Source organism: Sessilibacter sp. MAH1, assembly GCF_054658315.1.
In genome coordinates, this window is record NZ_BAAGIC010000006.1 from 39,095 (window position 1) to 64,855 (window position 25,761).

Annotated in this window: 19 protein-coding genes and 1 tRNA gene; 15 read left to right on the plus strand and 5 right to left on the minus strand. The window is 41.8% G+C overall.

Features of this window, described 5'->3' with window-relative positions:
* Positions 1–8: 8 nt before the first annotated feature.
* Positions 9–1,004 (minus strand): GlxA family transcriptional regulator, encoded by a 996-nt coding sequence (locus tag ACYQ28_RS07875; protein WP_460049482.1) that lies wholly within the window; start codon positions 1,002–1,004, stop codon positions 9–11.
* A 432-nt stretch (positions 1,005–1,436) separates the two neighbouring features.
* Here ACYQ28_RS07875 and ACYQ28_RS07880 point away from each other — a divergent pair, with 432 nt between their 5' ends.
* From ACYQ28_RS07880 to ACYQ28_RS07915, 8 genes are all read left to right on the plus strand, one after another.
* Positions 1,437–1,970 carry a helix-turn-helix domain-containing protein gene (locus ACYQ28_RS07880; RefSeq protein ID WP_460049449.1) on the plus strand — a complete coding sequence of 178 codons (534 nt, stop codon included), beginning with the start codon at positions 1,437–1,439 and terminating at the stop codon, positions 1,968–1,970.
* Between the two features lie 237 nt (positions 1,971–2,207).
* Positions 2,208–2,292: transfer RNA gene (locus tag ACYQ28_RS07885), tRNA-Leu, on the plus strand.
* Between the two features lie 145 nt (positions 2,293–2,437).
* Positions 2,438–3,748 (plus strand): trigger factor, encoded by a 1,311-nt coding sequence (tig, locus tag ACYQ28_RS07890; RefSeq protein WP_460049448.1) that lies wholly within the window; start codon positions 2,438–2,440, stop codon positions 3,746–3,748.
* 246 nt (positions 3,749–3,994) lie between these two features.
* Positions 3,995–4,624, plus strand: coding sequence for an ATP-dependent Clp endopeptidase proteolytic subunit ClpP (clpP, locus tag ACYQ28_RS07895; protein WP_460049447.1), 630 nt, complete (start codon positions 3,995–3,997; stop codon positions 4,622–4,624).
* Between the two features lie 288 nt (positions 4,625–4,912).
* A complete protein-coding gene (gene clpX / locus ACYQ28_RS07900; protein WP_460049446.1) occupies positions 4,913–6,214 on the plus strand; it encodes an ATP-dependent Clp protease ATP-binding subunit ClpX in 1,302 nt (433 codons plus the stop codon).
* A gap of 286 nt (positions 6,215–6,500) precedes the next feature.
* On the plus strand, positions 6,501–8,921 hold the full coding sequence (gene lon / locus ACYQ28_RS07905) for an endopeptidase La (protein ID WP_460049445.1): 2,421 nt from the start codon (positions 6,501–6,503) through the stop codon (positions 8,919–8,921).
* 533 nt (positions 8,922–9,454) lie between these two features.
* Positions 9,455–9,730 (plus strand): HU family DNA-binding protein, encoded by a 276-nt coding sequence (locus tag ACYQ28_RS07910; RefSeq protein WP_460049444.1) that lies wholly within the window; start codon positions 9,455–9,457, stop codon positions 9,728–9,730.
* A gap of 544 nt (positions 9,731–10,274) precedes the next feature.
* Positions 10,275–12,167: a SurA N-terminal domain-containing protein gene (locus ACYQ28_RS07915; protein ID WP_460049443.1), complete on the plus strand. Its 1,893-nt coding sequence runs from the start codon at positions 10,275–10,277 to the stop codon at positions 12,165–12,167.
* Between the two features lie 168 nt (positions 12,168–12,335).
* On the opposite strand, the gene ACYQ28_RS07920 is transcribed toward ACYQ28_RS07915, so the two are convergent.
* Both ACYQ28_RS07920 and gloB read right to left on the minus strand, forming a co-directional pair.
* Complete coding sequence (locus tag ACYQ28_RS07920; RefSeq protein WP_460049442.1) at positions 12,336–13,991, minus strand: lytic transglycosylase; 1,656 nt, start codon at positions 13,989–13,991, stop codon at positions 12,336–12,338.
* Between the two features lie 268 nt (positions 13,992–14,259).
* Positions 14,260–15,099, minus strand: a complete 840-nt coding sequence (gene gloB / locus ACYQ28_RS07925) for a hydroxyacylglutathione hydrolase (RefSeq protein WP_460049441.1) — start codon at positions 15,097–15,099, stop codon at positions 14,260–14,262.
* A gap of 223 nt (positions 15,100–15,322) precedes the next feature.
* On the opposite strand from gloB, the gene ACYQ28_RS07930 reads away from it, so the two are divergent.
* From ACYQ28_RS07930 to dnaQ, 3 genes are all read left to right on the plus strand, one after another.
* The gene (locus ACYQ28_RS07930) at positions 15,323–16,243 is read left to right on the plus strand and encodes a class I SAM-dependent methyltransferase (RefSeq protein WP_460049440.1); all 921 of its coding nucleotides are present in this window, start codon (positions 15,323–15,325) and stop codon (positions 16,241–16,243) included.
* A 79-nt stretch (positions 16,244–16,322) separates the two neighbouring features.
* On the plus strand, positions 16,323–16,769 hold the full coding sequence (gene rnhA, locus ACYQ28_RS07935) for a ribonuclease HI (protein ID WP_460049439.1): 447 nt from the start codon (positions 16,323–16,325) through the stop codon (positions 16,767–16,769).
* 54 nt (positions 16,770–16,823) lie between these two features.
* Entirely contained in the window at positions 16,824–17,555 is a 732-nt protein-coding gene (gene dnaQ, locus ACYQ28_RS07940; protein WP_460049438.1) for a DNA polymerase III subunit epsilon, read from the plus strand.
* Positions 17,556–17,717: 162 nt separating this feature from the next.
* Here the strand turns inward: dnaQ and ACYQ28_RS07945 are convergent, their stop codons facing one another.
* Entirely contained in the window at positions 17,718–18,053 is a 336-nt protein-coding gene (locus ACYQ28_RS07945) for a hypothetical protein (RefSeq protein ID WP_460049437.1), read from the minus strand.
* Between the two features lie 444 nt (positions 18,054–18,497).
* Between ACYQ28_RS07945 and ACYQ28_RS07950 the strand changes: the two genes are divergently transcribed.
* The 3 genes from ACYQ28_RS07950 to ACYQ28_RS07960 all read left to right on the plus strand — a co-directional run bounded on the left by ACYQ28_RS07950 (position 18,498) and on the right by ACYQ28_RS07960 (position 22,207).
* Positions 18,498–19,766, plus strand: a complete 1,269-nt coding sequence (locus ACYQ28_RS07950) for a lipoprotein-releasing ABC transporter permease subunit (protein WP_460049436.1) — start codon at positions 18,498–18,500, stop codon at positions 19,764–19,766.
* Between the two features lie 386 nt (positions 19,767–20,152).
* Positions 20,153–20,875 carry a lipoprotein-releasing ABC transporter ATP-binding protein LolD gene (lolD, locus tag ACYQ28_RS07955; RefSeq protein ID WP_460049435.1) on the plus strand — a complete coding sequence of 241 codons (723 nt, stop codon included), beginning with the start codon at positions 20,153–20,155 and terminating at the stop codon, positions 20,873–20,875.
* Between the two features lie 63 nt (positions 20,876–20,938).
* The gene (locus ACYQ28_RS07960) at positions 20,939–22,207 is read left to right on the plus strand and encodes a lipoprotein-releasing ABC transporter permease subunit (RefSeq protein ID WP_460049434.1); all 1,269 of its coding nucleotides are present in this window, start codon (positions 20,939–20,941) and stop codon (positions 22,205–22,207) included.
* Here ACYQ28_RS07960 and ACYQ28_RS07965 read toward each other — a convergent pair.
* Positions 22,204–22,743 carry a DUF2062 domain-containing protein gene (locus ACYQ28_RS07965; protein ID WP_460049433.1) on the minus strand — a complete coding sequence of 180 codons (540 nt, stop codon included), beginning with the start codon at positions 22,741–22,743 and terminating at the stop codon, positions 22,204–22,206. The two genes, ACYQ28_RS07960 and ACYQ28_RS07965, sit on opposite strands and share 4 nt — an antisense overlap.
* A 276-nt stretch (positions 22,744–23,019) precedes the next feature.
* Between ACYQ28_RS07965 and ACYQ28_RS07970 the strand changes: the two genes are divergently transcribed.
* The gene (locus tag ACYQ28_RS07970) at positions 23,020–25,632 is read left to right on the plus strand and encodes a DNA internalization-related competence protein ComEC/Rec2 (RefSeq protein WP_460049432.1); all 2,613 of its coding nucleotides are present in this window, start codon (positions 23,020–23,022) and stop codon (positions 25,630–25,632) included.
* The last annotated feature ends 129 nt before the right edge of the window (positions 25,633–25,761 follow it).

Below are 25,761 nucleotides of genomic sequence, written 5' to 3' on the forward strand. Positions count from 1 at the left end.
TGCGCAAATTACGAGTGCTGATCGGCACTGAATAATTTGGCACGTACGGTGGTTCTGTATTCGCTGGGTGTGGTAGCAAGTAGCTTTTTAAATAAACCCACAAAGTGACCCATATCGGAATAGCCAACTTTATAGGCAATTTCGTGAATGGTGAGATTACTGGTTTGAAGTAAATCTTTGGCGACCGTGATTCTGATTTCCTGCAAGTACTGTAAGGGTGATTTGTTGGTGGCGATTTTAAATCGACGATTAAATGATCTTACGCTCATTTCAAATCGCTCTGCCACTTCACTGAGTCGAATATCTTTTCCATAGTTATCGTGTAACCACATTTGTGCTTGCACAATATCCTCATCGGGATGTTGATTTATCTTGCCATCGAAATAGCCGCGTTCTTCATACGATCTACGAATTTCATGGGAAAAATGGCGCTCAACATGATTGGCAATTTCTTGGTTGTAGATTCTTTGAATAAAATGCACGGTTAGATCAGCGAGGGCGTTTACGCTGGCGGCGCAGAATAGGTTTCCTGATTGGGTAATGAAATACTGGCGTTTTAAATCGACTCGTGGATAGTACTTTTGGAATTGATCGAAGTAATGCCAATGAGTCGTGGCCGCTTTACCATCAAGTAGGCCGGATTCCGCCAAGAAGCACACCCCGGTTCCGACTGCACTTACAATGGCGCCATTTTGTACTTGTTGCGTTAACCAAGAATAGATAGAAGGGTTTTCTCGTAAACGTAATCGTGGATTCCGCCAGAGGGCAGGTAGAAAGATAATGTTGGCTTCTGGCTGTGCGTCGAATACTGTGTTTGGCGTTAATGGTATGCCCGCACGGGTTTTAATGGGGGTTGCATCCTGAGCAATTGTTTGTATTTCTAGCCGTGCTGATCTTCGATTTTTCGAGCGTGCAATGCTTTCTCCAGCATTGAGCATTTCCATGGGTAAAGTGGCGCTGGACGCAAGCATCTCATCACAAAGAACAAAATATATACGCTGAATCATAACTGTTAATGCTAAGAAGTTGATCCGACATTGTGATGTAAAAATGTAAACCAAGAAAGTTATACCACCCCCAGAATTTATATCATCAACGTAAAACACAAAAACTTCTGGTAATTAAAAGGAAGGCGAAGAGCCAGATTACAAAGCTGTCTTTTGTATTGTTCAGTTAAGAATTCAATGTCGTTGCTGTCGCAAAATTATTGCGTATCAGATGCATCCCGCCTGGTGAGTTGCTTATCTCTTTGCTTATTGCATTTTCTGTTTAAATTATAAATCTCTTATTAACTATTTATCTTTAGTAAGAAATTATTTTCTCGGTACATTATCGGTTCGTTTAGTTCGAAAATTTATCTAGAGGCTTTTGTCTTAGATAGATGGTTAGAAATCATCTAGGTATTGCAAGATGCCTTTACCGAATTGGAGTGGTGCGTGCTTGAGATCGGAGAACGCATACTATGGTTGCGTAAGCTCAACGGTTGGTCACAGCGAGAGCTGGCCCGTCGTGCCGGTGTCGCTAACAGTGCAATTTCGCAAATGGAGCAGGGGCGTATCAGTCCTTCGGTGTCCTCCCTTAAAAAAGTGCTCGATGGCGTGCCAATTTCCTTAGCGGATTTTTTCAGTTTAGATCTGCATTCTTCACATAATCCCTTTTATTCGTCCTCCGAATTACCCGATCAGGGGGATGGATTTATTCAAGCGCGCTTAGTCGGTAATGACAAACGACGCACGGTTTCTCTTTTTTGGCAATTTTATCCGCCAGGTAGTGATACCGGTGAAGATATGCTTCGTTCAACGAAAGACATCGCTGGATTAGTCTTCGAAGGGGAGTTGGAAGTTGCTGTTGCGGGTCAGGTAAAGGTTTTGTCAGTTGGTGATGGGTACTACATCTATGCTATGCAGCCTTATCGAATACGAAATGTTGGTTTTAAGGGGTGTATTTGTACTATGTCCAGAGCCTCGTAATGCCCGTAAGTTACTAATTTTTCGAGTAAAAAATATTCTTTTTGATTGCCCTTAGTGCAGTTTTTAAGAAAATCTACAAATTTAATGTAATTTTTAATTTTTGTGTTGCTGACCTGAAAATCCTATGGCACAATGCGCTCCGCTTTTCCGGTAGAGCACTTAAGAAAAAAGATTTTATTGAATAAAATCAAAAACTTAGGTAAAGTTCTTCCAAGCTTAGGAAAAAGCTTTTTCAATGCGGACGTGGTGAAATTGGTAGACACGCCAGGTTTAGGTTCTGGTGCCGCGAGGTGTGAGAGTTCGAGTCTCTCCGTCCGCACCACATTGAATTTTATGCGCAGGTTGATTCCGTCAGCTTGCGCTTTTTCATATTTTGAAAACCACTTTTCTCCTTTTTCCTTATCGTGCATGACATACGTCGTAGCTGGCGATACAGGGTATTAAGTTTATATAGCTAGAGGATCAACATGCAGGTCTCAATCGAAACCACCGAAGGATTAGAGCGTAAAATGACTGTGGGTATTCCCGCAGAGCAGTTTGATGGCGAAGTTGAAAAGCGACTTGCTGAAGCCGCTAAAACCATACGTCTAAACGGGTTTCGTAAAGGTAAGGTTCCTCTAAAAGTTGTTAAGCAACGCTTTGGTTTGGGTGTTCGTCAAGAAGTTATGGGCGACTTAATTAACCAAACTTTCCCGAAAGCCGTTCAAGAAAACGAAATTAAACCAGCTGGACAGCCTTCGATCGAACCTCTTGAAATCAAAGATGGTGAAGGTTTTCAGTACGTTGCAACGTTTGAAGTTTATCCAGAAGTTACTTTAAACAGCATTGAGGGCTTCGAAATTGAGAAGCTTAATGCGCAAGTAACTGACGCAGATCTCGATAAAATGATCGATATTCTGCGCAAGCAACAAGCTACTTGGAAATCTGTTGAACGCGCTGCGCAAACAGAAGACAAGGTAAATATTGATTTCGTTGGCACCAAAGACAGCGAAGAATTCCAAGGTGGTAGTGCTAAAGGTCAAGACCTAGTATTGGGTTCTGGTCGAATGATCCCTGGTTTTGAAGATGGCATCATCGGCTTATCTGCCGGCGAAGAGAAGGTTATCCCTTTAACTTTCCCAGAAGATTATCATTCAGAAGAGCTAAAAGGCGCTGCTGTTGAGTTCAAAATCACTGTTAATTCGGTGAGCGAACAAGAATTGCCTGAGCTTAATGCAGACTTTTTCAAAGCTTTTGGTACAGAAGTCGAAGATGAAGCCGCATTCCGTGAAGAAGTAAAAGCTAATATGGAGCGCGAGCTGAAGAACGCTGGCAAAAACAAACTAAAGACTCAAGTGATGGATAAGCTTATCGAAGCTCATGAAGTTGCGTTGCCAAAAGCTTTGGTTGCTGGTGAGATCGATGTTTTGCGTCAACAAACAGCTCAGCAGTTTGGTGGACGTGCTCAGAATCTAGATTTGCGTTCTTTGCTTCCAGATACCATGTTTGAAGAGCAAGCAAAACGCCGTGTTTCTCTTGGTTTGATTGTTAGCGAAATTGTTAAGCAACAAGAAATTAAAGTCGACGCTGATAAAGTTAGAGAAATGGTTGATGAAATCGCCTCTACTTATCAAGAGCCCGAAGAAGTTGTTAACTATTACTACGGTAATCAGCAATTACTAGCCGGTATCGAATCAGTTGTTCTAGAAGATCAGGTTGTTGATTTTGTATTGTCTAAATCGACAATTTCTGAAGTCGAAAGTAATTATGAAGACGTCATTAAACCGGCTTCTGTGTAATTTCCAGTCTTTGTAAGTTTTGCCGCACATTATTTGTAAGCTAACAAAATGTGTGCGTCTATCTTCCTAAAACGCCACTAATTAGTGGCGTTTTTTGTCATTATTCGTTAATACTTCACTGGCATATCCTTTGAACTCGGGTTAAGCTGACGACTGAGGCTATGCAGGCTCGCCCCTAGTTTATTGGCTTTCAGGTCGTTTTCTGTGGTGTATCCTGTTTCTAAGTTTTGCAATTAGAGTATAAATATGTCCGATATTATTAATCCTAATTCCATGTACGTTAACTCCGGTTTGATTCCAATGGTGATTGAACAAACTGCGAGAGGTGAGCGTTCTTTCGATATTTATTCTCGACTATTAAAAGAGAGAATTATTTTCCTTGTGGGTCAAGTTGAAGATCATATGGCCAATTTAGTTGTGGCCCAGCTTTTGTTTTTAGAAGCTGAAAATCCCGACAAAGACATCCATTTATACATCAATAGCCCTGGAGGTTCCGTTACCGCAGGACTATCAATCTACGACACCATGCAGTTTATTAAACCTGATGTTAGTACAATGTGTATCGGGCAAGCGTGCAGCATGGGAGCGTTCTTATTGACGGCAGGTGCTAAAGGTAAACGCTATTGTTTGCCTAATGCTCGTACCATGATTCATCAGCCTAGTGGCGGTGCTCAAGGTCAGGCATCTGATATTCATATTCAAGCTCAAGAAATTTTGAAAATACGTTCTCGTTTAAATGAACTAATGGCTCATCATACCGGTCAATCCGTTTCGAAAATTGAAACAGATACTGAGCGCGATAACTTCATGAGTGCTGCCCAGTCTGCGGAATATGGATTGGTTGATAAAGTACTGTCGAATCGCGTTCCTACCTAAGTCGGTGCGAAGGTCTAATTTCAATCTATAATAACTTTATAAAGGTCAGCCAACATAAAAAGTCGATAAGGTCTGATTCATCATGTTTGGATAAAATATAAACTAGATGAATGGTCTTATTATTTAGTCTTATAAGTTGTTAAATAATTCTTTTGTATGCCGATGATTTATTTCATCCAACAAAGGAGGCTGGCCAAGTGCCTTTGTTAGATTTTTTTCTTCAAAGACTTGCAAAACGAGTCCAAAGCTAGCATCTTCTAGTCATTGGCTCAAAAATGGAGTGATTTAATGTCCGATCACGGTAACGATAAAGACAACCAAAACGGCAAGCTTTTATACTGTTCATTCTGCGGTAAAAGTCAGCATGAAGTACGTAAGCTTATCGCAGGCCCATCAGTCTTTATCTGCGATGAATGCGTCGATTTATGTAACGACATCATTCGTGAAGAGATTCAAGACAACAATTCTGAAGGTAACCAGGACAAGCTTCCAACTCCTGAAGAAATTGCTAAAACCCTAGATCAGTATGTCATCGGACAACGTCGTGCGAAACGTGTGTTGTCGGTAGCGGTATACAATCATTACAAGCGTCTTCGAATTGGCAATGATAGCAAAAAGTCAAAAGACGATGTCGAATTAGGCAAGAGTAATATCTTACTTGTCGGTCCGACAGGTAGTGGTAAAACTCTGCTAGCTGAGACTTTGGCTAGGCTTTTGAATGTTCCGTTTACCATTGCAGATGCTACGACTTTAACTGAAGCCGGTTATGTTGGTGAAGACGTCGAGAATATTATTCAAAAGCTTTTGCAGAAGTGTGATTACGATGTAGATCGCGCTCAGCAAGGCATCGTCTATATTGACGAAATTGATAAGATTTCTCGAAAGTCTGACAACCCATCGATTACACGAGATGTTTCTGGTGAAGGTGTACAGCAGGCGCTTTTAAAACTAATTGAAGGCACTGTGGCTTCGGTACCACCTCAAGGTGGTCGTAAACACCCTCAGCAAGAATTTTTGCAAGTTGATACTTCTAACATTCTCTTTATTTGTGGCGGCGCTTTTGCTGGCTTAGATAAAATCATTCTTGATCGCTCTGAAAAGGGTGGTATTGGTTTTGGTGCAGAAGTTAAGAGTAACAATGACAAGAAAAACTTTGGTGAAGCCCTTAAGGAGCTAGAAGCCGAAGATTTAGTCAAGTATGGATTAATTCCTGAATTTGTTGGTCGACTACCGGTAATTGCTACTTTAGAAGAATTGAGCAAAGAAGCATTGGTTCAAATTCTTACAGAACCTAAAAATGCACTTACTAAACAGTACGCCAAACTATTCAGTATGGAAGGTGTCGAGATCGATTTCCGTCCAGAAGCTTTAGACGCAGTTGCGCAAAAAGCAATGGATAGAAAAACCGGCGCTCGTGGTCTTCGTTCCATTATGGAAAATGTTCTACTAGACACAATGTATGAAATTCCATCGTCAGAAAATGTTGTTAAGGTAGTTGTTGATGAAAGTGTAATCAAAGGTGAGTCCGAGCCACTTTTGGTATACGCAAGCAACGCTTCTAAAGCAAGTAAAGCGAGTTCTGAAGATTGACCCGTAAACAGGCGATGTTAAAACATCGCCTGTTTTGCATTTGATGCTCCACTCTTTCCGATTACATGCCTCACGCTGACCTTGTCAGACGCAATTTCTGTTTCCTGTTTAGCCATGGTTGCTTTGGTCGGATACCCAAATGCGGGGATTTTCGGTAGTGTGTCTGTGGTTAACGGATATTAAATTCGTATTTACGGCTGTGTTACGGTTGCAATTAGTAAAAGACTCCCAACATTTACTAGATTGAAATGAAATTACACTTATTTTTATCGAGGCAATGATTAATATGTCTTCAGAAGGTTTCGAAAGTACAAACGCCGGACTACCTTTATTGCCACTTCGAGACGTGGTTATCTACCCGCACATGGTAATCCCTTTGTTTGTCGGTAGAGAGAAATCTATAGAAGCTCTAGAGCAAGCGATGGCAACTGACAAGCAGGTATTGTTGCTGGCTCAAAAAAATGCATCTGATGACGATCCAAGTCCAGATCGGTTGTATGAAATTGGTACTGTTTCTTCGGTATTACAGTTGCTAAAGCTTCCAGATGGCACAGTTAAAGTGCTAGTTGAGGGCGGTGAGCGTGCGCGCGTTACCTCGATTGATAGCGAGGGGAATTTCTACAAAGCGCACATCGAGTTGCTTGAACCCGAAGAGATACCCGCCCGTGAAGGCGAGGTTTTGGTAAAGACGGCACTCAGTCAGTTTGAGCAGTATGTGAATCTCAGTAAGAAGGTACCGTCTGAGGTGATGACTTCTTTGTCGGGCATCGATGAGCCAGGCCGCTTGGCAGATACCATCGTTGCTCACATGTCTCTTGAGCTTCCGCAAAAACAAGAAATTCTTGAGATGGTCAATGTTCGAGAGCGCCTTGAGCACATTCTAGGACTTATTGAGGCTGAAATTGATCTTTTCCAAGTCGAAAAACGCATTCGTGGTCGCGTTAAAAAGCAAATGGAAAAGAGTCAACGTGAGTATTACCTAAACGAGCAAATGAAGGCCATTCAGCGTGAGTTGGGTGATCTTGGTGACGAGCCAAATGAGCTTGAAGATCTTGAGCAAAAGATTGCCGATGCCGGGATGCCGGAGGAAGCTGAGAAAAAATCTCGTGCTGAATTGAACAAGTTGAAGATGATGTCTCCTATGTCTGCCGAAGCTTCGGTGGTGCGTTCTTATATCGACTGGATGTTGAATGTACCTTGGACTAAAAAGAGCAAAGTTCGTAATGATTTGGCGCGTGCCGAAGAAATTTTAGAGCAAGATCATTATGGTCTTGAAGAAGTTAAAACTCGTATTTTGGAATATCTGGCCGTTCAGAAACGTGTTCGCAAGATTAAGGGGCCAGTTTTGTGTTTGGTCGGGCCTCCCGGTGTTGGTAAAACTTCACTGGGTGAATCTATTGCGCGTGCAACAAACCGTAAGTTTGTTCGTATGGCTTTGGGCGGTGTTCGAGATGAGGCTGAAATTCGAGGACATAGACGTACCTATATCGGTTCGTTGCCGGGTAAATTAATCCAAAAAATGTCTAAAGCAGGTGTTAAAAATCCATTATTCCTCTTAGATGAGATCGACAAAATGGGTATGGATCATCGTGGTGATCCTGCATCTGCTTTGCTTGAAGTATTAGATCCCGAACAAAACTTCAGTTTTAACGATCATTATCTGGAAGTTGATTATGACTTATCAGATGTAATGTTCGTTTGTACGTCGAACTCTATGAACATTCCTGGTCCACTGTTGGACCGTATGGAAGTCATAAGAATTCCGGGCTACACCGAAGACGAAAAAGTTAATATCTCTACAAAGTATCTAATTCCAAAACAAGTGCAACGTAACGGCTTGACCGAAGGTGAAATCACCATCAAGGAAAATGCGTTAAGGGATATTATCCGCTATTACACTCGCGAAGCTGGTGTGCGTGGTTTAGACCGTGAAATCGCCAAAATCTGCCGTAAAGTTGTAACTCAGCACGTTAAAGACAAAACCAAAGTTCAGGCTGAGGTTGATAGCGACGTGCTTGAAAACTACTTGGGTGTGAAGCGCTTCGACTACGGCGTGGCCGAGCAAGAGAATCAAGTTGGCCAGGTTACAGGTTTGGCTTGGACGCAAGTTGGTGGCGAGCTTTTGACTATTGAATCAGCTTCTTTAAGAGGAAAAGGGCGCCTGGTTAAGACCGGTTCTCTTGGCGACGTCATGCAGGAGTCGATTCAAGCTGCAATGACGGTTGTTAGATCTCGATCTCAAGTGTTAGGTATAGATCCAAACTATTCAGAAAATACTGATTTACATATTCACGTTCCTGAAGGTGCCACACCTAAAGATGGCCCAAGTGCGGGTATCGCAATGTGTACTGCTCTTGTGAGTGTTCTCACCAACATTCCCGTTCGTGCTGATGTAGCTATGACCGGAGAGATTACTCTTAGAGGCGAGGTATTACGGATCGGTGGATTAAAAGAGAAGCTCTTGGCGGCGCATCGTGGTGGTATCAAAACAGTGTTGATTCCTGCCGATAATGAACGCGACCTTAAAGAAATTCCCGATAACATTAAGGCTGATTTAGTTATTAAACCTGTTAAATGGATTGATCAAGTACTTGAGGTTGCACTAACTCATTTACCGGAACCGTTCTCAGATGAGGAATACAGGGCTTTAGAGGAAAAAGAGCGAGCTAAAAAAGACGCTCCTATTGAAACTGCAAGCAGACATTAATTAATTTGAGTGGCCGATCACTATTTTCGGTCACTTATATTATTAATGAAGTGATCCCATTAGATTTTTTGTGAAAGTTAGAAAAGTATTTTTCAATTTTATTTTAGGGTTTATTCAAGTTAAAAATAAACGCTAAGTAATTAACTTTCAATTTTATTATGCTGAATTTCTAATGATCTCTCTTCTCTAATAGTTTGTAGACAATATAATAAACAACACTGAAATTTTATTTACGGTTAAAAACGTGAATATTTTTTTAAGTATTTATTTGATTTCTTTGCGCGGTGCACTTGAATATAAATTTGATTTTATAAACAAGGTCACTTTGTGTGTAGAAATTTTAAACTAATGATGAGTTTATTTTTTGTTTTACGGATTTTTACTGTTTTAATGTGAGTGTTCCTTGACCCTTTACAGCACTGTTGGTATAAAACGCTCTCTCAGAGCCACGGGTTCCGGGGCTTAAAACTAAATTACATTAAAGTAAAAATTATTAAACTCAATCTCTAATCAATATATAAGAGGGGTAAAGTGTGAATAAATCAGAGCTAATCGAAGCCATTGCGGAATCAGCAGATATACCTAAAGCAGCTGCTGGTCGCGCGTTAGACGCGATGGTTGACGCCGTTACAACTGCTCTGAAAGACGGCGATCAAGTTGTGCTCGTTGGATTTGGTACTTTCTCTGTGAAAGATCGCGCTGCCCGTACCGGCCGTAATCCACAAACTGGCGCTCCAATCGAAATTGCAGCAGCAAAAATTCCAAGTTTCAAACCGGGTAAAGCATTGAAAGATGCGGTAAACCCATAGTTAATTAAGCGGGTATTTAAAACACCCGTTTTTAAAGGTTGTCTTCTCCTCGTTTAATTAGGGAGAAGGACCTTTTAAATTATACGTAAAGTATAAAAATTTTTTCTCGCAAATATTTCATTTCATAATTGAGCATTTTGTTCCACCCATACCCCTTCAAAATTAGAATCATTTTTCTTTCACGCGCTTTTTATTTTTAAATGTTCGCGTTTTATTTCTTCAGTGATGTTTAGATTTAAAAAAATAAACACTCATTCTTTAGTTCAATTTTTAAAATCTCCGAAGAGTGAATTTTGAACAGATTGTTAAGCTCAGGGATCGCATTGCGTTAAAAACTACGTTGAGATCACTAAATACCTAGAAACTTTGCTGAAGTTATTAAAGAATATTTTGATTTACATGTGGTTTTTGTAACAATACACGTTTGGTAATCAACACTAGATTTCCGGTTCCTATATAGGTCGGTTTTCTAAAACTGAAGTCATAACGGCTAAAAAAATTCTTATTAGAATTGCCGTTTCGAAACAATTATCTGGTAACTAACATGCTGCAATCATTTCGCGATAACCTGAAAGGTGGTGTCGCAATTATTCTAGTTGGACTCATTTGTATTCCATTCGCGATATTTGGAATTGATTCTTTGTTTTCGCAATCGTCGGTGGTGCCAGAAGTCGCTGAGGTTAACGGTAAGAGCATCACTCAATATGAATTGGATCAGGCGCTTCAACTTCAGAAGAGACAACTCGTTCAGCAGTTTGGTGAAAACCTACCACCAGACTTTTTGAGTGACGATAGATTGCGTCAACCTGTCTTAGAAAGTTTAGTTCAGCGAAAAGCTTTGTTGCAGGCTGCAGAAAAAAGCGGTTTAACGGCTTCTGAGAAGCAGCTCAATGAAATTATTCTTGCCTCTCCCGAATATCAAGTTAACGGTAAGTTTGACACGCTTCGTTTTCAGCAAGTCTTACGAGGTGCCGGTTACACAGTTGCAACTTATAAAGGATTGCTAACCGATGAGGTTGTGTTGAATCAATACGCAACCACAGTTGGTCAATCTAATTTCGCGCTAGATTCGGAGGTTAAAGCCTTAACTAAGTTAGGTTTGCAAACCCGAGATTTTGATTTTGTTACCTTAGACATAAATACGGTGTTGCCAACCATTGAAGTATCAGATGCTGAGATCGATGAATACTACCGATCACATCAAGATCGTTACTTGGAACCTGAGTCGGTAGTTATCGAAGCGGTTGAGATTAATACAGACGATTTCCTTGCTAATATTGAAGTCAGTGAAGAAGCTCTCAAACAAGAATACGATGCAGAAGTTAAAAATTACCAAGCTACTACCGAACGTCGCGCGTCGCATATCTTGTTAGACGATAGCGCCGACGATTACCAAGAAACCTTAGAGTCAATTCAATCGCGTCTAGCCAGTGGCGAAGACTTTGCGGCTTTGGCCAAAGAGTTCTCACAAGACTTTGGCTCAAAGGATTCCGGTGGTGACGTTGGTTACACATCTGGTTCTACCTTTGTAGAGCCATTCGAAACTGCTTTGGCGAATTTGTCTGTGGGCGAAATTTCTGAACCCGTAGAATCACAGTTTGGTGTTCACATTATCAAACTCACCGATGTTCAAGAAAAAGCGGCTCCTACCTTTGATGAGCTGAGATTTGAATTAGCTCAACGTATTAAAACCTCTGAAGCGGAAACGGTTTTTGTTCAAAAATCTGAGCTATTAGCAGACATTGCTTACAATGTTAATGATCTTAAACCTGTAGCGGATGAGTTGGGTGTTGAGTTGTGGACTTCGGCACGTTTTAATCGTCAAACTCCAGCGGGATTGGCAGCAAATCCAGAAGTTTTAGATCAAGCGTTCGATGAAGACTTAATTGCAAGTGGCCGCACCAGCGACATTATCAGTTTGGGCGATAATCGTTCAGTGGTTATCCGTGTAATCGAACACACGCCAGAGTCTGTTAAGTCATTGGAACAAGTTAAAGAACAAGTAGCCGAATCGGTAAAAGCCGATAAAGCACAGCAGCGTTTATTGGAAGTTGCTGATGAGCTTTTGGCATCTGCGAAAGGAACAAGTTTTTCAGAAGCCGTAAGCAATCAAACCTTGTTGGAAGGTGTTGAATTGACATTGACTCAAGCTCGGGAAGTAAGCCGACAACAAACGGAGTTTCCTTCTGATCTAGTCAGTGAAATTTTTAGTTATTCCAAGTCTGACGCCGAAAACGCTGCGTTTTCAAAAGTTGAATTGGCATCTGGCAGTGTTGCTTTAGTTCAATTCCTTGAAGTTAAAGAAGGGGACTTAACCAAGGTTTCCGAGCAGGAACTGAACGCTGTCAATGCACAGTTAGCCCAAGCCTATGGCAATGCCGACATTAGCAATGTTAGAAAAGTGATTGTCGATGAGTCTGATGTTGAATATCGGTGAGATATTACCGATAAAGTAAAACATCGATAGAGCAAAACATATCGATAAATAACAAATAAAAAAAGCCGCTTATGCGGCTTTTTTTGTATTTAGATGCTAGTCCTAACGCTGGTTGAAGATGGTTTAACAGTATCGTCAAACCATCTCATCCAAACTCAAGCCAGTAGGTTAATGTAAATTCGTCACATTCACGAATAAGGTTAACAAATCACCTGGTTGTAAATATTTTTTTGCAGCATAGCTGCTGTTCCAGTTTTTAATTTGCTGAACACTTAGATTAAATTTCTGAGCGATTAGCGCTAGAGAGTCTCCCTTCTTTACCTTGTAACTTACCTTTCTGACGGTAGCATTGTCGGCCAATGTGGTTTGTGGAATTGAGATGTTGCTCGTCGATGTCGATTTCGACCAAATGGTGAGTTTTTGGTTAATTTGTAAGGGATCAGTTGGGGCTAAACCATTCCATTTGGCAAGCTCACGAACACCTACACGATATTTTTTAGCAATACTCCAAAAACTGTCGCCCTGTTGAGTTGTATAAACGATTTTTTGAGTATTCGTGGTTGGCGAGGTATTTTGTTTTCGGCTGATTCGCTGGCTTTGACTTTGTGTGTATTGATTGGCCGGTGATTTAGCCACAGGAATAATCAATGCGTCGCCAGCTCTGATGGTGTTATTTTTTAAATTGTTGGTTGCTTTTAATGTTGCCACATCGGTGTTGAATTTTTTGGCGATTGTGATCAAAGAATCACCGCTGGCAATTGTGTAACGTTCCCAGCCAACACGCTGGTCTTGAGGTAATGCGGCAAGATTCTCGTTAAACAATGCTATTTTTTCGGCAGGTATTAGTAGTGAGTGATGTCCTTTAGGATCGGTCGCCCAGCGATTGTAACCAGGGTTAATTCGGTATAACTCGTTAATACTAATATCCGCGAGTTCAGCAGCCTGCGATAAATCGATTTGTGAACCTACTTCTACAATTTCAAAATAAGGTGCATTTATTATTGTTGGTAATTCAAGGCCATATTTTTCTGGGTCGGCAACGATTTTTGAGAGAGCGATGAGTTGCGGTACGTAGGCCGCAGTTTCGTTCGGAAGCCGCAAAGACCAGTAATCGATGCTTTTGCCTAACTTTTCGTTGCGCTGTTTCGCGCGTTTTACTGTACCTTCACCAGAATTGTATGCCGCAAGGGAGTGTAGCCAATTGCCATCAAAAAATTTATTAAGATATTTTAAGTACTTGATGGCCGCTTCGGTAGATTCAATAATATCGCGTCGCCCGTCGTACCACCAATTTTGCTCTAATCCGTAGCTTTTACCTGTACTTGGGATAAATTGCCAAATTCCAGCGGCTCGGCCGTGGGAATAGGCGAATGGATCGAACGCGCTTTCAACAATAGGTAAGAGCGCTAATTCCGTTGGAAGCCCTTCTTCCTCCATTCGCTCTACAATGTAATGCAGGTATAAACTGCCACGTTCGCCAACTCTTTCTATGTAGGTAGGGTGTTTTTGATACCACTCTATATAGGTTTGAACTCGGGCGTGATCAATCTCTTCAAAACCATATCCGTTACGAATTCTCGACCACAAATCGGTATTGTCACTCAGTCGATAGTTTTGGGCGCCAAATTCTGAGATAGAGCAATCCCAATCCCCTTCAGCCGGTGGACTCGCAAGCGTATCAGACTCAACGATTGTTCTGGAAATATCAGATGTGGAGGTTGTTTCAGCAGCGTTGTCTTTGGGTGCTTTTATTTGCTGTGTTTGGCAAGCCGATAGAGTGATACACATACAAACGGCGCAAAAAATAGGGCGTAAATGAAGCATACGTCTTTGGGTAATCCTAGCGATATTTTATAAGTTTAATAACTCTGAGATTGAGCACTCTTAATGATAAAAAGCGACTAAAAGTCTATCGCTTTCAATTTTTTGAATGAGAAATCGCTCAAATAGTGTCATGTTGTTTGAAAGTATAAATGATTCAAATTGAAGATATCTATGTCATTAGAACCATTAAAGATAAAACAACCGAATTTTAGTTCCGATAATTTTATCTGGAGTGAACAATATAGAGGTAAAAATCGAATACAGTTTTTTAAAATCGATTCTTCCACAATCGTATTTGAGCGAATGTTTCAACGTCATTTAAAACAGGCTTTTCGGCAAGCTCTGCCGCTTTTGTCATTACAGCAGGATCATTCCAGCGTAGAAATGGATTGATCAATAGTTCTTGTTGAATTGTTGTGGGAACGGTTGGTTTGTTATTGTTTCGTAACTCAATACAGGAATGTTTGAATTCTTGGATATCTTGATTGGCTGGCTCTACAGCTTCTGCAAATTTTAAATTATTAAGTGTGTATTCGTGTGCGCAAAAGTTTACAGTATTTGCAGGCAGAGCTTTCAGCTTCTTAAGTGAAGAAAGCATTTGCTCGGCGCTACCTTCAAACAAGCGTCCGCATCCGGCCACAAATAACGTGTCACCACTGAATAAGAACGAATGCTTTGAGTTCTTCGAAAAATACGCTATGTGATCGCGGGTATGCCCCGTTACGGAAATAATTTCAAACGTTAAATTGGCAGACAGTTCAAGCGTGTCTCCTTCGGCCACAAACATAGATACTTGGGGCACACGGTCGGACTTAACGCCATAAACCGGAGTATCGGGAAAAACCTTGAGTATTTGGTCGATTCCTCCAATATGGTCATGATGGTGGTGGGTGACTAAAATTCCAGACAGAGACTTATTGTTGAGGCTTTTAAGCGTTTTGAGTACGGGTTCGGCACTACCAGGATCAACAATCCAACATTGTTGTGTTTCGGTATCTTCTATATACCAAATGTAGTTGTCATCGAAGGCGCCTATTGGTGATACTTCAATGGCACCCAGTGTTGTTTTATTGATCAAAGCTAAGGTATTTTCTGATAGTGAATTCATAGGGTTGCGTTCTTTAGTGTTTTAATAAAATGGCGCAGGTAGATCTATCGGTACCAATACTGAAAGAGGTCGATCCAAAGTGCAAGTTGGTAATTTCGCAAGGAAATTACTTCGCCTCAAGGTCTTTACATATCGTTGTTTTCTCAAGTTAACTTGGGATTGTGGCGAAGGAAAATGTTCGACGCTAAAAAAATCATAAATATCGTTGGCGGTAAGCTGGTCCATGTCTGATAAGCATTTTTTTGATCACAAAGAGATACTCCCTTCTTTTATTCAACAGCGCTTGGATAGCTGGTTTGGCGTAGCCGAAATAGAGTCCTTAGCGCCATCGTTGGAGGCATGGTTTGAAACCCCTTTAGGTAGCAGCTTGCTAGAAGCTGAGCAAGAAGTGATTGATACCGCGTTAAATTATTTGTTCGGCTATCACTTGATGCAGCTCAGTATTGATCGCAGAGCAAAGCTTTATGAAAAAAGTAAAATTAATCACTGCTTTGGGCTACATCCCATGGCAACTGACGGAAAGGTTTATACCGCAACGTCAAATTTTGAAAGCTTGCCTTTAGAGAGCGATGTCATCGATGTTGCCATATTGCATCATGTTTTAGAGTTCTCATCCGATCCGCATCGCCTGCTTCGGGAGGTGGCTCGAACCATTACTCCCCATGGATACATGGTTATAGTTGGATTCAATCCCATAAGTTTGTTGGGTATTCGAAGACAGATTGCCCGACACACGTTAAGAAAGCCCCACCAACGCTCACACGCAATTCGTTTGTCTCGATTGGTTGATTGGTTACGTTTATTGGATTTCACACCAGTTAAAATCCAACGAGGTTTGTTTAGGATTCCGGTCAACAATCGATTCTTATTAAATCACTGGCGTTGGTTCGAGCGATTCGGCGCAAAGTTACTCACGCCGACCGGTGGGTTTTATCTAATTATCGCGCGTAAGCAAACAGCAGCCGTAACGCCCATAAAACCCAGTTGGAAGTTTGCCAAGCCGGTTTCAGGATTTGCAGTTGGTGCAGCATCAAGTGCCGGTGCCGGGTCTGTTCGTATTCACGATCGAGTCGGTGATCATGCAAAGTCTGATGAAATTTGCTTGAAAAAGTCTGATGAGAATTGTTTGAAATCGGAAGTTTGATTCCGATAGCCGTTTGATCAAAACGTTGGAGTCGTTATCATAAGTCCCAACAGAATATTTGTATGAAACTGATCTATTTATGCCCAAATCTTTAAAATCTGTAGAAATATTTACCGACGGTGCCTGCAAGGGAAATCCAGGTCCAGGAGGGTGGGGGGCACTTCTTCGCTATAACGGCAACGAGAAATCCTTCTATGGTGGTGAGGCAAATACCACCAACAATCGAATGGAATTGACCGCAGCGATTAAAGGTCTTGAAGCTCTCAAGGAGCCTTGTCAGGTCGATTTAACCACCGACTCTCAGTATGTTCGAAAGGGTGTTACCGAATGGATCAATCAATGGAAGAAAAACGGCTGGAAAACTTCTGCGAAAAAGCCCGTTAAAAATGTCGATTTGTGGCAGGAATTAGATCATTTGGCCTCTGTTCATTCGGTGGCGTGGCATTGGGTTAAAGGCCACGCAGGGCACAGAGAAAACGAAATTGCGGATGAATTGGCCAACAAAGGTATTGAAGGGCTGAACTGACGGCAAGTGTTTGCCTTCGTCCGAAACTTATCTGAATTTAGGAAGAGAATAAACGTGCGACAAATTGTTCTAGATACCGAAACGACCGGTATTGATCCTGCGCAAGGGCACAGAATCATCGAGATTGGTTGTGTAGAAGTCATTGACCGAAAGCTTACGGGTCGTCATTACCATCAATATATCCACCCGGAACGTGAAGTCGAGCAAGAAGCTATTGAAGTTCACGGAATTACCAACGACTTTTTAGCAGATAAACCCAAGTTCGGTCAGATTGCCGACGAGTTTCTAGAATTCATTCGCGGCGCGCAGCTAGTCATACACAACGCTGCTTTCGATATTGGGTTTATCAACAATGAACTGAAATTACTCAAGCGAAACGATGGTCAAGTCACCGATTTTTGTACGGTAATAGATACATTAGCGCTTGCCCGTGAAAAGCATCCGGGGCAAAAAAATAACTTAGACGCGCTCTGCAAACGTTATTTTGTCGATAACTCTGCTCGTGACCTGCATGGCGCTTTACTCGACGCCGAAATTTTAGCAGACGTATATTTGTTGATGACCGGTGGTCAAACTTCTTTGGGTTTGAACGCGGGTAATGCGGGGCAACAAGAGTCTGGGGAAGTGGATAACAGAGAGATTCGGCGCCTCATGCCCGGAAGTTATTCCGTTCCTGTGTTGCAAGCCAGTCTCGACGAATTGTCTGCTCACGAATCGACTTTGGACGCCATTTCAAAAAGCTCAGGTGGAAATGTTGTTTGGCGTGCTGTAATCACCGAACACTAAATTGAGCGTCTATTATTGGCTACGGTCTTATGTGTCCCAACCTGACAAGCTTGTTGTTGGCTTCCAGTTGGGACTGCTTAGCTAAATCGAGTTAACATCTTCAACTTAGGCAAGGCGCTTCGAAATTCACGAAACCGCCGGTAAATGGATGAAACTGATTTGTTATTGAGGCGATTTACGCTCAATGACAGAATGAATAACAATATCTCTCTCAAAATAAACGCTGAAGCTCGGATATATCCAGGTGGTAATTGGCGGGCTGCCAACTGGACCCAGCGTTCGCTCGGGATCTCCAAAACTGGACTTCACTGTGTTCATATTCATTCCCAAACTGGGCACCGCAATGTGTGATTGATTCCCCTGAGTACCTACAGGTATCGCAATTGTGTTGGTGTCTTGAGTTAATTCAACGTCTTCGTTCTGTTGAGCACTTACGTTAGTGGAGAGTAAAACCGCAATAAAGACGATGTAATTACGCAGAGTAAGTTTGTTTTTCATAGTGTTTGATGAAGACCTTAACGTTCGGTTTCAAATAGTAGTGATGTCTCTATCTTGAGATTTTTTGTAGATAGAGAGTTTCGTACGAGTTAATTACTTTAGAAACCTCTGATGGACTCACTTATGATTTCATCAGAGGGCAGAAATTGAAGATGCGACTTTCAATTTCTTCGCAATTTTTATCACCCACCGTTCTTAATATGGGCGATACATCCTTGTGTTGCTAGAAACTCGGTTGATCAGAGTTTTCTTATACGTTAATAGAACTTGGCGTGAATATTTAAGGTTATTTCTAGGCGCTCACGGTATCATAGCACTTAACGTAGCCAAATTAATTGCACACTCAAATTAAATTGAACTTCGTCAAACTCCTAAGTTCTCTTAACATCTTCGCCTAAAAGCAGTTGATGTTTTTAAACAATAGCCTTCCACTAGCCTTAATTCATGATTGCTCGATTTTCTCCTGTATCACTGTTCATCGGTTTGCGTTATCTAAAAGCAAAAAGGCGTAACCAGTTTATCTCGTTTATCAGCACCTTTTCTTTGATCGGTATGGCGTTTGGCGTATTCGCGCTGATTGTGGTTTTGTCTGTTATGAATGGCTTTGATCGCGAAATCAAAGAACGCATTTTAAGTGTTGTGCCACACGGTTTTGTGCGCTCGGAACAGGGAATTGATGACTGGAGTTCTTTGCGAGACGAGGTCTTTCGTGATCCCGATGTAACTGGAGCGGCGCCTTACATAGAAGGCTATGGTTTACTGAATTATGGTTACGGTATTCAAGGCGTCAATATTCAGGGAATTGATCCCAGTATTGAGCCTAGCGTATCGAGTGTTGCTGAAAAAATGGTTGTAGGCGAACTCGATAATCTTCAGCCCGGTGAATTTGGGATTGTCATCGGACGTTTATTAGCTCGTTATTTAGGGGTTACCACCGGCGATAAAATCACCTTGGTGCTGCCTCAAGTTAGCATTACTCCAGCCGGCGTTTTTCCTCGGCAGAAACGTGTAATCGTGGTTGGGGTTTTCGAAATTGGCGCACAGCAGGACCAAACATTGGCGCTGATAAATATTCACGATGCGCAAAAACTGTTCAGATTTGATGCCGAAGCTGAAGGTTTACGAATTGCGACCTCCGACCTGTACAGCGCTCAGGCAGTTTTAAGTCGTTTACAATCGACCGTGAGCCAAGAAACAACATCCTCTCACAAGCTTGAATTTCTTGACTGGAGCCAAACCCAAGGCGGGCTTTTTCAAGCCGTTAAAATGGAAAAAATAGTCGTTGGCAGTTTGTTGATGATTATCATTGCGGTGGCTGCGTTCAACATTATTACCAGCTTGATTCTGATGGTTTCTGACAAGCGTTCAGACATAGCGGTACTTAGAACAATGGGTTTAAGTGCCGCCGAGGTTATGGCTATCTTTATTGTTCAGGGTACTGCGGTTGGTGTAATTGGGATTCTAATGGGTGGTGTTTTAGGCAGTTTATGCGCAGTTTACGTTGGCGATATTGTGCAATTTTTTGAATCCGTTGTTGGTACACCGGTTTTTGATCCAAACGTATATTTTGTTTCAAAACTCCCATCGTTAGTAATGATCAATGATGTTTTCACGGTTGCCGGCGTGGGATTTGTTTTAGCGACATTGGCGACGCTTTATCCAGCCAGGCAGGCTGCGAAAATTCAACCCGCCGATGCACTTCGCTACGAATAGCTTCGGGAGCTAGCGATAAACTGATCGCGATGTGTTTTTAAAATACGTAGTCAGCTCGTACGAACCTTGAATTTCTAGCGGCGCCAAGATATGTCGCTACTTTTAAGAGTTGATAGTAATTAAGAGTTGATAGTAATTAAGAGTTGATAGTAATTAAGAGTTGATAGTAATTAAGAGTTGAAAATAATTAAGGGTCGTAAGTAATTGAAATTGTTAGTAATTGAGAATCATATTTTCAATTGCTACTCTCTGATTAAATCCTTGCAGAGTGAATTTTAGGTTCTCTTTTCTGGGTTCTCTTACTGAAAGTTTGAAATGATTCAAACGTATCAATTTAGCAAACTTAAGTAGCTGTATTTTTATATTTGATTTCTGGATATTTATTTATGAACAGTGCAGAAAGTACCATCCGTTCCAATCAAAAGTCCTCTGCACGAGTAGTTTTGCAATGTCAAAACTTATCAAAGGTGTACCTTTCAGGTCCTGAACCAGTAAAAGTCTTAAACAATATCAATGTTTCTATTTTTGCTGGCGAGACCATTGCCATTGTTGGTTCTTCTGGCGCGGGTAAGTCTACGTTGTTGAATATTCTCGGCGGTTTGGATTTGCCGACCGAGGGAACTGTATCTCTATTAGGAAATGATTTTGCCAAACTTGATGAGGTAGAGCGCAGTCGGCTTCGAAATAAGCAGCTGGGTTTTGTTTATCAGTTCCATCATTTACTACCCGAATTTAGCGCACTGGAAAATGTCGCCATGCCGCTAATTATAGGCAAACTATCTAAGAACGAAGCGCAAGAGCGTGCGAAAGACGTGCTCGATAAGGTTAATTTATCAGCTCGAATTAAACATCGTCCATCTGAGCTGTCTGGCGGAGAACGTCAACGCGTCGCCATTGCTAGGGCAATTGTCTCTAATCCGGCTTGCGTTTTAATGGATGAACCGACTGGAAACCTCGATAGAAAAACCGCCGAGTCCATTCAAGATTTAATGCAGTCTCTAAACACAGCCTACGATACTAGCTTTGTTATTGTGACGCACGACGAGGCTTTAGCCGAACAGCAAAACAGAATTTTGTTTTTATCGGATGGTGTTTTACAAGAAAAATAACACTCTGTCTGCGGTAGTACCTATTTCAAACTTACTTTATCCAATCCATTACTAAGAGTTCCTATGGCTTCTGGTGGCAATTCTACTTCTTCGATATCTTTGGCATGGTTTGTCGGTAGACGATTCGGCTCGGTAAAGAGCGTTAATCAATTAGTCAGTTTTATTTCAAGAATCTCGATGATTGGCCTCGTCGTTGGTGTGGCAATGCTTGTGGTTGTCGTGGCGGTCATGAATGGATTTGATCGAGATTTACGCACTAAAATTCTAGCAATTGTGCCCCAAGCTTCGTTATTTCATCGTCAGGGACTAGAGAACTGGTCTGAGCAAATCGAGTATTTGAAATCTTTGCCTTCAGCTGAAGATATTCAAGCTATGGCTCCCTTTGTTCATCTAGAAGGCATGTTGAAGTTTGGAACAGGCGTAGAACCTGTGTTGATCTATGGTGTAGAACCCAAGTTAGAGGTAAATGTTTCGGATATAGCTCTTTATTTGCAGCAGGGTGACCTGGCGTCATTAGAAAACACACCTAACGGTTTAGCACTAGGCTCCGGGCTTGCAAAAAAATTGGGTTTAAAGTTGGGTGATTCCATTTCTTTTATTGTTCCTAAGGTGAACCAGTCTCGGCAAGCGGCAGGTATAAAACAGCTTACCCTCGTTGCATTGCTAGACAGTGGTACAGAGTTGGATCACAAAATTGGTGTTATTTCACTGTCGGATGCTTCTGAGCTTGCACCAATACCCGGTACAGTTACCGGAATTCGACTGAAGCTGAACGATTTATTTGATGCGCCATGGGTAGTGAGAGAAGTCGCTACTGATCTTCCTTACGGATTCTATACCAGTGATTGGACCCGAACTCACGGGAATCTTTATCACGCCGTTAAAATGTCTTCGAACTTAGTGTCTGTTTTATTGGTGTTAATTATTGGTATTGCGGTTTTCAATGTGGTTTCTACGTTGGTTTTAGCGGTTGTAGAAAAGCAGGGCGATATCGCTATCTTAAGAACACTCGGAGCAACACCCAATGAAATTTTGAAAATCTTTATGGTGCAGGGTTGTTCAATTGGGGTTTATGGAACGGTATTTGGCGTAATAATAGGCGTGCTTCTAACGATATTAGCGCCTTTTTTGCTGAATTTTATTGAGTGGGCGACAGCTACCGAAGTGTTACGCTCAGACATTTACCCAGTGAGCGAGTTACCGATTGATAACCGAATCTCTGACATTGTTTTTATTGCCGTCACCGCGTTGATTTTGAGCTTAATTGCGTCGATTTATCCGGCCTGGCGAGCTAGTAGAATTCAGCCAGCTGAAGCATTGCGTTACGATTAAGCATTGTTGGCGTTGTTTCTCTCTTCGCGATCTTTTTTACGTTTTTCCCAACTGCGAATCACGTTCCAGCGCCACAATACTTGCATTGCTAGGTAGCCAAAGGCACCTAGCACCAAACCACTCAATACGGAGCCTACAAATAAAGGCGCCCATATCTTGCCGACTTCATTGACTAACCAATCCCAACTCATTTCAAACGTAAATTCGTGAACGGGAGTGTTTAATATCCATGTGCCTATTAAGTAGGTGGTGAAAAAGATAGGGCCAAAGGTGAGCGGGTTGCTGATCCAAATAAGGCCGATGGTGATGGGTAGATTACACCTTGCAACAACTGCCAATATTGCGCCAACGATTAACTGTCCTGGAAAGGGCAGTAACATGCAAAATAAACCAGCAAAAAACGCAACGGAAACGGAATGTCTATTCAGATGAAATAGATTGGGATCGTGAAGAATGTCACCCAAAAATGAAAAGCCAGGAATTTGTTTGACTTTAGCGGGGTCGGGCATCCATCTTTTTAAAAATTTCTTCGCCATTATAAATTCGTTGGCTCTAACAGGGGCGCGTATTATGCACTGAAAGGAATTACGACTTCTACCGTAACCTGACCGAATACCTTTAAAAACCATCGGATGGTTAAAACCTGTTCAGGTTTTGAGTCTAAATTCCAATCATATGAAGTCCGATCAAGTATAAAGTTTAGTTTTTACAGATTTTGGTGCTCTTAAATACACAATATGATTGCATATTGATCTTTTATTCCAAAGTTTAAACTCCGTACCCAACTTTCAATGACGTTTGAAGTTGGCTAGATGATTGACGTAAACCCAAGAACTCAAAAAGACAGTAAGGTGTTTGTAAGAAGCGCCGCACTACCTCCTTTCATTTCATCATGGTCATTTCGGTTAGCACTGGTTAATTCTGGTTACGTAGTCACCGGATTTTTATCCAAATTGCCAGACATCACACTGTGTTCGGTGGCCATAGTTATAAGTTTACTGCTGGGGAGAACAAATCCCAGTTCAATTTTAAGAGGTATCTTGCTTTCTGCTGTATGTGTATTGATTGGTGTGGTGATCGCTAGTTGGAGGTCGCAACAGGTCATTGATCGACAACTGCCTAAAGCATTAGACCGTGAAGCTATATGGTTGACCGGTTGGATTAGTGATTTGGCTGATCTGCCCGAAGAGAACCAAGATAATTTCAAAATATCTATATATGTTAACGAGTTATCTAGGTCTTCGTGTGTAAATTCTAGTAATTTAGACCTCCAGTCTACCTATTCTGTGGCCGGTAGTATTCGCCTTACTTGGAGCTCAGAGTTTCAAGACCCAGATCAAGCAGCCTCACAAAAACAATTTTTTGAACATTTGAAGCCCGCAGACCAATTCTGCATTCAGGCTAAGCTAAAGCGGCCTAGAGGTTTGGCGAATCCTGCAGGCCATGACTATCAGCTGTGGCTGCTAAGTGAAGGGTATATTGCCACCGGTTACATACTTGATATTTATCCCTATGAGCGAAGATTGGCTCGATCACTCAGCCAATCCATAAAAATTACTTTTAATCAATTGCGTTACCAGTTAAGGCAGAAACTGCTTCCGGTACTCTCTGAGAAACGGAATTTGGCGGCCATCTTGGCATTAAGTATCGGCGATGATCACCTGTTGGATGATCACGATTGGGAAGTTTTAAAGCAGACCGGAACCTTACATCTATTGGTAATATCTGGGCTGCATGTTGGCCTGATCGCAGCGCTGGGCTTTTGGTTGGGACAAGGCATTGCCAGAATTTTTGGGACTTTCGTTGGGCGGTACCCACTGGTAATTCCCGTCGTTTGTTCTGTGCTCTGCACGCTTGCCTATGCTTTGTTGGCTGGCTATTCGTTGCCCACCCAGCGAGCTATGATCATGGTAGTGGTCGCTGGTTTATTGTTAGTGTGTGGGCGTATCCGCCAGATATGGTTCGGTTACTGGCTATCAATGTTGTTGGTGCTGATCAACAATCCCTTCGCAATGCATCAGATAGGATTTGTCTTATCGTTTGGTGTTGTATTTGTAATCTTAACCACGTTATTAACCCAGAGACATCATTCAAAGCTAGGCCTATTTGTAGGATTACAAACTCGCATTTATTTTATGATGTTAATTCCTCTGGTTTTAACGACAGAAACGTTTAGCGTTGCTTCTTGGTTCTCAAACCTCATCGCTATTCCTTATGTTTCTCTTTTATTAGTACCTCTGACCTTAATTAGCTCATGCCTTGCTTTTCTATCACCAGAAACTGTGCTGTTTGAATGGAGCATTCAGTTAACGAACTTCGCTGTTACTGGGTTTTGGATGTTTTTGGATACGCTCGCAAGTTTAAACTTTACCGAAAGTTATGCTTTTTCGGGACAGCTCAGCGGGCAGTCAGACAGATCTTTTTATGTGGGATTAGGAGTGGTACCAACACTAAACTGGGTATTCTCGTTAGCGATTGTGGTTGCATTATTGCTCCCGATTTGGAGCTTTCCGCATAAATTAGCGTTGATTGGTTCGATTCTGATCGTTTTATGGTTTCCAGCATATGAATCGAATCCGCTCAAGCTCGTTGTGTTCGACGTTGGGCAAGGTTTTTCTGCGTTAATTACTACGCAAACTACCATGCAAACTACCACGCAAACTATTACCGACCTAGATCGAGGAATCGAGGCCAGTGATGTTCATTCCTTTGAACATCATTTGTACGATACCGGTCCTAGGTTTGGTGAAAGTTCATCCGCTATAGAGGCCGTATTAACGCCCTATTTAAAGTTTAATCGCATTGATCGGATTCATAATTTAGTGATCAGCCATGGGGATGAAGATCACTCCTATCTAGCCGAGCACTTGAGTGAGATAGCATCTGTTAGTGTCGATAACACTTACGTGGGTGAACCGCATCGATATTTTCTTCCGGCGCAATCGTGTCAAAAAGGGCAGTCTTGGCGCTCGGGAAACGTAAGTTTTAAGATTTTGTGGCCAGATAAGAGCTTTATTGCCGATAAAGCTAACGATGCTTCGTGTGTACTACTGGTCTCATACAACGATTTCACCATTTTATTTGCTGGCGATATCAGTAAATCTGTTGAATGGAAGCTCGAACAAGCCGGTTTACCGAAAATAGATGTGCTTATGGCCGCGCATCACGGCAGTAACTCATCTTCCAGTTTAAGATTTTTGCACGCGTTACAACCAAAACACATCGTATTTAGCTCCGGTTTTGGTAATTTTTATCGGCATCCTTCCGAAAAAGTCATTCAGCGTATTCGTCAGCACCTTCCTAACGCTCAGTTGTGGAATACTGCAGTCGATGGCGCAATCATCATCACAGTCGATCAATCCAATCAGCTTCTTGTAAACGGCTATCGCAAAAATCACAAACGGTTTTGGTATGAGCTTGATTAGTATTGGGTGAACTAATTTGCTGTGCTAAAGTCCCAGCCCGAAATTAAATAAGCCAATCGCTTGTTTTAACAGCAAAAAATAGCGTGGCGGGTGTTTTGACCATGCCTATTATTTATCAGTTTGAAGGTT